This window comes from Bradyrhizobium sp. ISRA442, assembly GCF_038085055.1.
Taxonomy (GTDB): domain Bacteria; phylum Pseudomonadota; class Alphaproteobacteria; order Rhizobiales; family Xanthobacteraceae; genus Bradyrhizobium.
This window is the reverse complement of the sequence record NZ_JALGCN010000034.1, coordinates 25,352-36,445: the sequence shown is the minus strand read 5'-3', so window position 1 is coordinate 36,445 and position 11,094 is coordinate 25,352. Positions and strand designations below refer to the sequence as shown.

The 11,094-nt window shown below is 58.2% G+C and carries 9 protein-coding genes; 5 read left to right on the top strand and 4 right to left on the bottom strand.

The window, feature by feature from the left end:
• The first annotated feature begins 191 nt into the window (after nucleotides 1-191).
• The 4 genes from MTR72_RS37885 (at nucleotide 192) to MTR72_RS37870 (ending at nucleotide 6,897) form a co-directional block, all read left to right on the top strand.
• Nucleotides 192-644, top strand: coding sequence for a hypothetical protein (locus MTR72_RS37885; protein WP_341512159.1), 453 nt, complete (start codon nucleotides 192-194; stop codon nucleotides 642-644).
• Between the two features lie 150 nt (nucleotides 645-794).
• Nucleotides 795-4,451, top strand: a complete 3,657-nt coding sequence (locus MTR72_RS37880) for a DEAD/DEAH box helicase (RefSeq protein WP_341512158.1) — start codon at nucleotides 795-797, stop codon at nucleotides 4,449-4,451.
• A complete protein-coding gene (locus MTR72_RS37875; protein ID WP_341512157.1) occupies nucleotides 4,448-6,199 on the top strand; it encodes a phospholipase D-like domain-containing protein in 1,752 nt (583 codons plus the stop codon). Before MTR72_RS37880 ends, MTR72_RS37875 begins: the two co-directional genes overlap by 4 nt.
• Before the next feature lie 23 nt (nucleotides 6,200-6,222).
• Nucleotides 6,223-6,897 carry a hypothetical protein gene (locus tag MTR72_RS37870; protein ID WP_341512156.1) on the top strand — a complete coding sequence of 225 codons (675 nt, stop codon included), beginning with the start codon at nucleotides 6,223-6,225 and terminating at the stop codon, nucleotides 6,895-6,897.
• 113 nt (nucleotides 6,898-7,010) lie between these two features.
• Here MTR72_RS37870 and MTR72_RS37865 read toward each other — a convergent pair whose 3' ends face one another.
• The 4 genes from MTR72_RS37865 to MTR72_RS37850 all read right to left on the bottom strand — a co-directional run bounded on the left by MTR72_RS37865 (nucleotide 7,011) and on the right by MTR72_RS37850 (nucleotide 10,470).
• Nucleotides 7,011-7,904 (bottom strand): 3'-5' exonuclease, encoded by an 894-nt coding sequence (locus MTR72_RS37865; RefSeq protein WP_341512155.1) that lies wholly within the window; start codon nucleotides 7,902-7,904, stop codon nucleotides 7,011-7,013.
• A 238-nt stretch (nucleotides 7,905-8,142) separates the two neighbouring features.
• Nucleotides 8,143-9,267 (bottom strand): DNA polymerase IV, encoded by a 1,125-nt coding sequence (gene dinB, locus MTR72_RS37860; RefSeq protein ID WP_341512154.1) that lies wholly within the window; start codon nucleotides 9,265-9,267, stop codon nucleotides 8,143-8,145.
• A 219-nt stretch (nucleotides 9,268-9,486) separates the two neighbouring features.
• Nucleotides 9,487-10,149: an SOS response-associated peptidase gene (locus MTR72_RS37855; RefSeq protein ID WP_341512153.1), complete on the bottom strand. Its 663-nt coding sequence runs from the start codon at nucleotides 10,147-10,149 to the stop codon at nucleotides 9,487-9,489.
• Between the two features lie 114 nt (nucleotides 10,150-10,263).
• Nucleotides 10,264-10,470: a hypothetical protein gene (locus MTR72_RS37850; protein WP_341512152.1), complete on the bottom strand. Its 207-nt coding sequence runs from the start codon at nucleotides 10,468-10,470 to the stop codon at nucleotides 10,264-10,266.
• A gap of 113 nt (nucleotides 10,471-10,583) precedes the next feature.
• Here MTR72_RS37850 and MTR72_RS37845 point away from each other — a divergent pair, with 113 nt between their 5' ends.
• A complete protein-coding gene (locus MTR72_RS37845; protein WP_341512151.1) occupies nucleotides 10,584-11,078 on the top strand; it encodes a hypothetical protein in 495 nt (164 codons plus the stop codon).
• The last annotated feature ends 16 nt before the right edge of the window (nucleotides 11,079-11,094 follow it).

Here is an 11,094-nt window from a genome sequence, read left to right as displayed (position 1 = left end):
GCTTCGCATGATGACAGCCTCGAACGAGAATCTGTTGAGCTACGTCAGCCGAACGTCGGGCCACATCGTGACGGAGCTATGACAGAATCTCGGTAATGGGACCCGTTCAATTTTTTTGATACCGATTCTTGCCGCGAGATGGCAATGGAGCAACCCTCCCGTTTCACTCCGTATGCTAAGGGGGTATAAAGTTGCCGATTTATTTTCATCTCGCGCCGATTTTGCTGTCGGCGGGCTCCATTATTGAGCCGGGAAATTTCGGGCGAATTCTCAGATTGGTGGGCCCGTCACATCCACTCCATCGCCGCGAGATGGCCTACGAAGCGGTTCGTCAAGGTTCGTTTACCGATCGACCGTCACGCTTGGAATGTCTGTTTGGCTTTTTAACCCGGGGTGAGGCAGCTCTTTATGGTTCGGGCATTCAAGGCTATGCGAGCTCTGTCTTGTATGAGATCGAAAGCGCGGAGTCAGATCCGCATATCGCGGATGCCAACAATGGGGTGCAGCATTTTGGGCTACCTAGTTTCGATCCGGATGTGATCGCCTACTACTGGGGCGGATGGCAGCGTTCACCAGATCCAACGGCAGTGATCTTGCGCGAAGTTCTTTTGCGCCAACCGGTGATAGTGCGCGCCAGGATCTAGACGGTCCATAGCGGTCGGTGGGGCGCGCCCGCCTTGCGGACTGGGCTCTACTCCACCAGCCCCTGCGTCGCCGAGCCTGCGGGGCTATTCGGGGTCGATCCCTTGACCGCGATATGGTGTCCCTCTCCGGAGGCACTCGGGTCCGGTCGCGTGCCGCGCCGGCGCAATCCGATTCATCTGGGAAAATCTGCGTTTCCTGATCGCCGCCACTTGGGATTGGCGTACTATCGCGCTTTGATTCGCGAAGGCATTGTTATGGCACGTAAGAATAATCAACCTTCTTTGGAAGATTTATTTGAGCTCCCGGAAGACTACTTGCGGGGGCCACAGCCCGAAGCGCTTCGACCTGGGTTGATTGAAGGAGCAGACAGGAAGACTAACCAGGATCGACTTCTGAAATTCTGGCCGAAAACTGGGACGGTCGCGGACGACGAGCTTCGTGAGCTCTGGCGCCACGAGCGGCTCCAAGTTGACCGGATCATGAGCTATCCCGGCGCTGACCAAGTCTTCGCCGGTGTCGTTGCAATGATCGAGACGTCCGACACGTTTTGCATCGTGCATGAACCCGGATCGATGCCTCTCGAAGGGAAGTTGAGGACCGCGCCGAGGCGGTTCTGGATGCGCAGCCTGTCCGTTCCGGCGAACCGTGTCATTCTGTGGAACAACCTCGGTCGCCTTGCGAAGGCTTTGGGAATCCTCCACTCGCATGGACTCCTGCACGGCAGGATCGATAGCTATGCCGTCTTCACCGAGGGCGCACAGGAGGCGGATTTCCGCTTAGGCGGATTCGAATGGAGTTTGGTGTTGGGCGAGGCGCGTGCGGTTCACCCTCCGCTGCAGCAGATTCGAGCTAAGATCCGGCAGCTAACCTATTCCTATGCCCAGGACTGGAAGGCTCTGGCCTCGCTATTTGCGTCATTCGTTGGCATCGATCCGGACGGACTGCGCCGTGCCGATCCATACATTGATACAAACAACCCAATCGAATTGATGGACAGCGAAATTGATCTCTTGCGCCGAATGATTGATCCCGCCCGTGACGAAGTTGTGGAAGCAAAATCGGTCATCCGAGCGGTGCAGGTACTCACGCGAGAGTTAGGTGGCCAACGCGAGACACGGGAATCCCGTTTGCTGCTACTTTTCCGTCCTAACGATAAAATGGCGGAGACCATATATACGCTTAGTGAAGAGAGCGTCGCATTCGACGATCTTCAATCCCAAGTCTCATTCGTGGAAAGCGACTTATCGAGTGGCGCCCGGATTGTTGCGGCTGCCGGAGACGATAACCCGGAGCGTCTGTTTCTCATCACTGATACAACGTCTTATCAGCTTCGGCGTTTTTCGGACACCGGTACCAGCACTTGGCAGGTTGCGACCGTCACGTCGATCCTTGCACGCGAGCCGGGTCGCGCGTTTGCGAATAGTGAAATCCAGCCCGTGCGGCACCCCATCGAGGTGGTCTCGAATGGGAGGGCCGCGACCCGCAGACTTACAGAACTCGGCGCCGGTGCTCTGGAATGGACGCTTTCTCTCGTTAAAGAAAAAATACATGAGGAGGATACGGAGACCCGCACACTCCGACAGGCGATTCTGTTGATCCAGGTTGTCGAGGCTTTGCTTCATGCCCTGGAAATTCTCCCTGTTGAGATCGTTGGCACGCGCTCCGAGCGGGGACGCGTAATTCTTCAGATTACACCGCGAGAGTCGTCGAGAGACGACGTTGCCCGCAACGTAGGAGAGCGTAGCGTGGCCGATGTCATGGATCGGTTATTTGAAAAAGACGATCAGGGCATTGATGTCGAGTGGCGATTGAGCAATTCGGGCGGGCTGGGTGGACGTGATGCTGGTGACGTCAGTCTGCGTTTTGAGACCGTTGCGAAAGATAATTCTGGCCGCATCGTCTACGAGTTCTCCGCCTTCGAATTGCCCTCGGAGGGCGACCGCCTCTTCTTGCGCCGGTATGGCGACCACGGCACAGAAAGCCTGATCCGCCGCCGTCTTCGGACTACTCGCGCGATTGCCGAACAGCGCGATCTTGTGACGTTGTTCTCTGATCCTCGCCGCAATAGCCGGCGCACTGAAACGCCCCCCTCCAAGGATGAATTCTTCGACGATCTGGACGACGCAAAGCAGCGCGCTTTGGAGGACCTGTGGACCCTCGAACCCACTTACTTCGTCGTGGGCCCACCTGGGGTCGGCAAGACAAAACTCGTCAGCGAGGTGCTTCGCCGAAAAGTGTCGGTCGATCCAGCCGCGCGCCTACTGGTCTCGACGCAAAGCCATCAAGCGCTCGACCATATCTTGAAGGCGACACGGCGCACGCTGGGCGAAAAAGCTGACGATGCCATCATTGTCCGCTCGCCGGGGCGCGATGATGCCGTATCGACCGAGGCAGATGTGCGGCGCACCGCGGTGGCGTATTTGAAAAGAGTGCGGGCAACGAAACGCTTCCAGCAAGCTCCACTCGGTGTGCAAACAGGGATTGCTGATCTAGAGAAGGCCTTTGCGCAAGACGAGATCCGCTTGCTCGAGCGACGAAATGCGCGTGATGCAGAAGGAGTGCGCGCGTTGACCGCGCTGGTTCTCGGATCGGCCAATCTGGTGTTTTCGACTAGTGCTTCTGCCGATATTGAACGGTTAATAGATGAATCCGCTCAGTTCGACTGGGTAATTATCGAAGAAGCGGCCAAGGCTACTGGCCCCGACTTGATAGCGCCATTGTCACTGTCGGGCCGGCGTCTCTTCATCGGAGACCACAATCAGCTCCCGCCCTTCGATACCGAGCGCATGACGTCGATTCTCTCGGATAAGACCGCGCTTCGGAATGCCTTGCTGAGTTCAGACGAGATGATTGGCCCAACATTCTTCGAGTCGGGGCTTGAAGACCTTCGCAAAGCGGTCGAGGACGATAACACCCTCTCTCAGATCTCGCGCGCCGCGCTGCGGGCGTTTGAACCGTTTCGCGTGCTCGTCGAGGAAGATGAACGGCGCAGGGGTGTGGTCGCTGGTAGTCGGCGATCGGTGTCGAGTGAATTGCTGGTCCAGCATCGTATGGACCCCCAGATTGCCGAGTTGATTTCCCTTTGCTTTTACCAAGGGCGATTGAAGACGTCTGATCGTCGAACGGCAGAAGCATCGCGGCCGTTGCCGTTCAGCTTTGGGGAGGGCTTTCCTACATCTCCACTTGTTTTTATTGACATGCCCTACGTCAGCCGCACCGGCAAAGCGCCGCCGGTAGAGTCGGGAAGGCCTAGATGGAGCAATGCGGCGGAGGCCAAGGTCATCGTCGATTTGCTGGAGCGGCTCCGTCCTGTTCCTCAATCGGGCGATCAGGAGGCACCATCTCTTGCTGTACTTGCACCCTACCGGGCGCAGGTCGATCGTATCGATCGGCAGGTCGAAGCGCTCAAGGCAAAAGGGGGAGACATCCTGCGATTCAGAGGCTTCGCCGAAAGCGGTCGAATCTGCGGGACGGTGGACGCGTCGCAGGGCTCGGAGGCCGACCTCGTCATAGTGTCCTTGGTGCGAAACAACCCTAGAACGGGGGTCCCTGCGTTGGGCTTCTTGCGCGATCGTCGGCGTATGAACGTGCTGTTGAGCCGAGGGCGCCAGCAGTTGGTTCTCGTCGGATCTCTCGAATTTCTTCGTGAGAGCTCCCGGCACGCAACGAAGGACCCGAAGGATGAATTGTCATTCGTGGTGACCTTCCTTGAAACGATCGAGGCGCTTCGTCACCAGACAGCCCAACGAGGAGGGCCGGCCGCAACAATTGTTGCTCCCGCAGAACTGTTTCGGGGGATGCGATGAGCGTGGTGGTGGCGATACCGGTACGCCGGGTATCTGCGAGAGCGGTGATCGAGAAAGGTCGGGGCTGGAGCGCGCTTGATGAGTTCGTATTGTGGTCCTTGTCGCGCGAGGCGATGTCGGCGAGCCGGCTGGCCGACGATCTTGATATCCCGAGGCGCGTTATCCTAGAGATCATTGTTAGGATGATGAGATTTCGCCTGCTTGAGGCGGTCTTGATAGGCGGTTTCCCGGCTTTCCAGACAACAACGTTCGGTGCAGCCGTGGTCGCGGGTGGTTCCGAAATTCCAACCGACAAGCAGCGGATCTCCCGAAACGTCTCGTTCGTGTACGACACGATCACAGGTACTGTGTTTTCGCGAAGAGATGTTGCAGCAAAACGTGCGGGCGTCATCCTCTCGCTGCGGCAGAAGGGCGTCGATGTGCGGGACATCGAGGTGCGTGGCGCGCTGCCCAAGACGACGCCCCAGGAGAATTTTGCGCGTATCCAGGAAGTTCTTCGCGAGGACGAGAAGCTGTTGTTTTTTGACGGTGACACATTTGTCGAGCGACAGAATGAATTCATGCTTGTCGTGGTGGACGGTGCGTCAATGAGGAATCTCCCGGATCGCGCGCCCCAATCACTTAAGCAGGAGATTGTACGTATTGCGGCGTCAACAGATAGTGCGCGGCCAATTGTGGTTGCGTCACACATTCAAGAGGAAGCTGAAAAAGTTCTGCCTGATCCAATCGCGGCCACGTTTGAGATAGACGGCCTTGTGTTTGGCGGTGATGCGCATCGCGAGATTTTCAGGCGGATTCTCGAGCGAGCAAAGCGCCGGATGTTCCTTCACTCGACGTTTCTTCGAGTCGCGGGATTTGCCAATTGGCTGGATGAAATCCGCGATGCGGTTCGCAGAGGAGTCAAGATTGACCTATTCTGGGGGGCTGGTGCGCCAGATAGTCCGAATGAAAAGGCATTTCTTCAGGCCGCCGAGATATCGAAGCTCATCGCCGCCGACGATGTCCTTCGAGAGCGGGTACGCATCCACCTTCGGTCGACCGGCTCACACTCCAAGCTGATCATTGCAGACGACGGCGACGAGGGGTACGTCGCCGTCGTAGGTTCCTGCAATTGGCTCTACACGTCGTTTGAGCGATTTGAGTTGTCATGTGAGTTCAGGGATCCGCACCTTATCGCGGAGATCGCAGACGGCTTTGGTGCGATGGTGGCTCGCCCAGGGTTCAAGCCGGAGATCGGTACCGAGCTCTATATTCTCGCGCGAGCATTGCGAAGACGACCGGAGAGCACGGGAAATCATCGCGCCAGAGTGATCGCGGGACAGGCGCATGAGGCGATATTGCGTGAGGCCAGTGGCGGCGCGCCAAGCCGCTTCTTGGTCGCGAGTGACAAGTTCGGAAATTCGGCTTTCGCCAATGCAATCATTCCGGCTGAGGTTGCGGCGGCCACCGCCCGCACCGAACCGGTTGTTATCTACGGAAGCACTGCCGGGCTGGTGAGCGGCCCTGTGGCAGCTGGATTGACAATCGACGTTCGCGAGCGGGGCGTGCGTCTGCTACGAATCGCTGAGGGCTTCCACGCGAAATTCCTTCTGTGGGGGGAAGACGACATTGTAGTCACAAGTATTAACTGGTGCTCGTGGACGTCGCCACCGGATGCGCCTTTCGGCGAGATCGGTGTCCATATATCACGGCCCGGCTTGGCGCGGTACCTTGCGGAGCGTTTGCCGCTGATTTGGTCGCAGCTCTGAGCGAAGCAAGGGGAGGAAGATGCGTGATATCCGTTGCACGGTACGTAATTGAACGGTCACCGAACCAGATTCGGCTCGCCTTCAAGGGAGTCCTTGAAGTCTGTAAAGCGAAGAATATTGCCAGTGTGACATTGGTGGTGCCTCAGAAGGGAGGGTTCGATCGGACGATTGTGGCCGAGTTCCTTGGAGCAGATGCGGTAAAGGCACTGGTAAAAGGCCATCCTGTTCTGATCGCCCAAGGAGTTCAGATGAAGCTGGAAAGCGCACAGACGTTCCGGGGGAGCTCGTCTGGTGGGCTTCTCATCGGCGCACATATCTCGAACAAGGACATGAACAAGCTCGACGACTCGCTGGGCGTACAGGCGATCGTTTATCTTCCGTGGAATGACACTGAGGGGAAGGAGTGGCAAGCGACCTGGGGAGCTCAGACACTAGGGGCGACCACCACGCCGCTACCGGTCAGTAGTCTGCCTGGTCCAGCGGAGGAAGCGCTGCGGCGTTTGACCCAAGCCATAAATTTGAGTACCGGCCTCAACCATCCCTTGGACAAGAAGCATGCGGAGCGCGCAATCGCTCAGCTTCGCCAGGAGGGCCATTCAATCGACCCTGTGGAAATTCGCCGTTGGGCTCAGCGAAACGGCTGGAGCTCAAGCGCTGCTGCCGACCTCGAAGCAATTGCTCGTAAGTTGTTTAGGTAATCGGCGACGAAATCGAAATTTCGCGTACATCCCGAGCGGTATGATCAGTCGCAGCTCATGTCGTCTGATCGTTGCGGGGTCGGAATACTCGACCGAGTCCGTATTATCATCGTCTAACCTCTAACCGAAAAGCGGTTGAAAGCTGTTAGGCTCTGAATTCGCGGCTCTAGTTCGCGCTGATAGATCGTCTTTTGCAAGAACTCGATTTCCGCGTTTTGATCGTTTTCGTCGACATCGATGTACCAGGACTTTGGCCGTCCATCAGTCCCGTCGCTCCAGCGATATCCGCGCCGCTTGAGTTCGTCCTTCAGCTCGAACGGGGAATGTTCGGCCCAGATTCTAATGGTTTTGCGCCGCGCGCGTTCCAGCAGAGCGGAAAGAACAGTCCGATTCTGATGGGGGAGCGCCAAAGCTAGGATCTCGAGCAGCGCGAGACAGTCATCGACGGCGCGATGAGCCTCATGAAACAGGCCCGCCTTCATCAGCAGATACGGCAGTCGTGAGCCTTCGAAACCATGATTGCGCCATTCAATTTCACTGACCGAACATGCCCACGCTTGATGCTCAAACGACGGACAGTAACGCTCCATGAACTTGCGATCGAAAGCGGCATTGTGAGCAATGACGACAACGGCATCTGCCGCAAAGGTGGCAATGCGATCGGGGTCAAGGCTGTGGCCATCGACCATTTCGTCGGTAATCCCGGTGAGAGCCGTAACCTCCGCGGGGATGGCCACCGACGGCTGGTTGAAGCAGCTGAAGGTATCGAGGACTCGGGTGGTCCGGCCGTCCAGTAAGTACGCGAACTTGACCATTCCGAGCTCGATGATCTCATCGCGGGCCGAATTCAGGCCAGTCGTCTCGACATCCAATAGGAGAGCAGTCTTGGCTGCTTCGCCGTTGCTCGCAGCGAATTCTGACCGCGGAACGAGCCGGCGCAAGACGCGATAATCCGGCGATTGCTCGAGCGCGGCCGCCATTTCGGTCAGGGTTGAGGGATCGGTCATATTCGTGGTCAACAGATGAACCGCGCTCCGTGCGCGTCTGGCTGCACTCTATCGGATGCGATCGGTTGAGGCATCTGAGCCTGTGGACAGCTCTTCGTCGTGGGGGGCATCTGCGACCGGCCAGCGGGGCGCTCGAGGATAGTGAACAGGCGGAGGAAGCCCGTTGGGAGAAGGATCAAGCCCGGCTCGCAGCCGCCTTGGGGTGAGCGCGAGGTACGGACGACGCCCGGAAAAGCGGTCAAACTCGGATGCTGAATTCATCTAATATGAGCGACAATTGATCTGCGCCTTCAGGTTCGGGATTAGTGAATGCCGAAATAGAGATTCCGAGCAGCCGTATCGCTTTCTTGGGCGGCATAAGTTGCTTTAGTAGCTCAAATGCCAGGCTGGAGAGATCGCCCGAACTGTCAATGACAGCCACGGACCTGCTGCGGGTAATCAATTCGAAATCGGAAAATTTCACCTTGAGCGTAGCTGTCCGACCCCGTGCGCCGGTGGTCTCGCAGTGACGCCATACCTTCTCGATAAGCAGCTGCAGTTCCGCCGCCAAGGCTTCGTAATCCGCCAAGTCTTGGGAGAACGTGCTCTCGGCGCCTATGGACTTTCGGGCCCGGTTGGCGTGTACCGGTCGGTTATCGATGCCGCGCGAGATCCAGTAATAGTAGGCGCCGGCCTTGCCGAAATTGGCGGTCATGAACTCGAGCGTCTGGTTACGCATATCCAGGCCCGTGAAGATACCGAGGCCATTCATCTTCGCGCTTGTCGCCGGGCCGATCCCATGGAATTTCCCGACGGGAAGACCCTGAACGAATCCCGGTCCCATCTTCGGCGTGATGACGAACTGCCCGTTCGGCTTGCGCTGATCCGAGGCGAGCTTCGCCAGGAACTTGTTGTAAGAGATGCCGGCGGAGGCGGTCAGACCCGTCTCGCTGAGGATCTTGGCTCGGATCAAGGTCGCGATCTCTGTTGCGATCGGGATGCCTTGGATGTTCTCGGTAACGTCCAGGTAGGCCTCATCAAGCGACAATGGCTCGATGATTTCCGTGTGCTCGGCGAAGATCATCCGAATTTGTCGCGAGATCTCCTTGTAAACCTCGAAGCGCGGCTTCACGAAGATCAGGTCGGGGCATTGGCGCTTGGCCGTTACCGACGGCATCGCCGATCGGACCCCGAACTTGCGTGCCTCATAGCTCGCAGCCGCGACGACGCCACGCTCTTTGGACCCGCCCACGGCGACCGGCTTCCCACGCAAGTCCGGATTGTCCCGCTGCTCAACCGATGCGTAGAAGGCATCCATGTCTATATGGATGATCTTGCGGTCTCGCGCCTCGGCGGTATTCTGATTCTGATCCGACGAGCTCATGCACACATTATACTGCGAATCCGCTGCCCTGGGTCCCTGCTTTCGAACGACGGGGGTGTAGACCACGAGCTGATCTTCGCCGGATGGCCAGCGTTCGGCCCAGCTTTCCGCGCTGCGGCCGCGTTGACCTTCGCACGATCTCGCCGATCCTCTGGAGCGGGCGTCCAAATGCTCGGAAGGCGCTTTCCCACGCGTTCCGCTGCACTGTTCAAAAGCAGCCTACGCAGCGATCTTGTCCTCCTTGTCTTCGCCGCGCATGACGATCTTCAGCGTGTCGTTGGGCAAAGGGCGCTGCAGCGCCTTCGCCTCATCCCACGGAGCGCGCATCCAGACGTCGCGCTCCTCCTCGGTGGTCAGGATCACCGGCATGGCCTTCGAGTGGATCGGCTCGACGACGGCATTGGGTGACGTCGTCAGGAAGCCGTAGACGAGGTGGGGGCCCGGGATCGGCTTCGACTTGGTGCCGCGGTCGCCCCTGAATTCGGTCCAGATGCCCGCGAAACAGAACGGCGGCCGGCTTTCCTCGAGCGCGAACCAGACGACATCCTTCTTCTTTGTCTCAGGATTTGGCTCGGGTGCGTATTCAGCGAAGCTGTTCGCCGGCACGAGGCAGCGGTTCTCTGGCTTCAGCCAGCCGCGCCAATGCGGCGACGATGTATTGCGGATGTTAGTGACCGGCGGACCGCCGGTCTTGGGTGGGGGCGGCATGCCCCAGCGCATGAGCACCATCTCTTCGGCCTCGCCGGCATTGCGGATTACAGGTGCCGGATAGTCCGGAAACACTCCGGGCATCGGCGCCAGATTGCCGACATAGCGGTTCATGCGTCTGAACAGACCGGCGATCGCCGCCTGGTTCGTCGTGATTGAATAGAGATTACACATTCAGGGCTCGCTCTCGGTCACTCGCATGAGCTGGATCGCCACATCGGAGTCTGATCGTCCGCCACAAAGTAATACTTATCCGGACGTTTCATCGTCAGCCTCAGCGCATGCCATCTAACCAGTGTAAGTCCGAAAGCGTCCCCGCGTGTAGGCGTGCGAGACGGCCTTCTTCAACTCCGAGATCTCCGATTCCAGAAAATTGTTCGCGACGATCAGCGCGCGAATAGCCGCGCGCATATCGCCGTCGCAAACGGCGATCGCCTGCTCGACGGCGGCGTCCAGCTCAACGTCCTGTTCGTTCGGCTTTGAGACCGAGGACATGGCCCCGTTCCAGGTTGACCGTCGATAGTGTATGTTCTTATTTTGTTCTCATGGAGTCAAGCCGCCGTTTCAAGCCGCCCTGGACTTTGGTCCGGGAAAATTCCGAGTGCTATGTGGTCAGGGACGCCAACGGTGTGACCCTCGCATGGCTCTATTGCCGCGATGATGCGCAGCGCTACAGCTTCGGTGTGAGCAAGCTATCTTCGGATGAGGCGCGTCGGATCGGCACTGCAATCGCGCGCATTCCCGAATTCCTGATGCCGCGCCAAGGCTTTTATCCGCGCGGGGGCGGCCCGCGCTTGCGCCCCGACCGGCCGTATCACGTGGCCCTGGAGGATCGCTATATCCGCGAGCACTGGGATGAGATCTACGCTCTCTGCAAGCTCAACAGCCTGCCTTTCAACGCAACGGGCGAAGTCATAAAGAACGACGGCGTTTGGAGGGTCTATGAGTTTACCTGGCAGATGGATGCGATCTTGTTCTGGGACCGTTTCCAGGGCCGCTGGCTGCGCGGCACGGAGTTTCATTATCCCGAGCGGCCAGAGAACCTGCCGATGCTGAAGCCGCTTGAGCACTGGCCGAAATCCAATCCCCGCAATCTGCGGTAATCGCTGGTATCCAAGG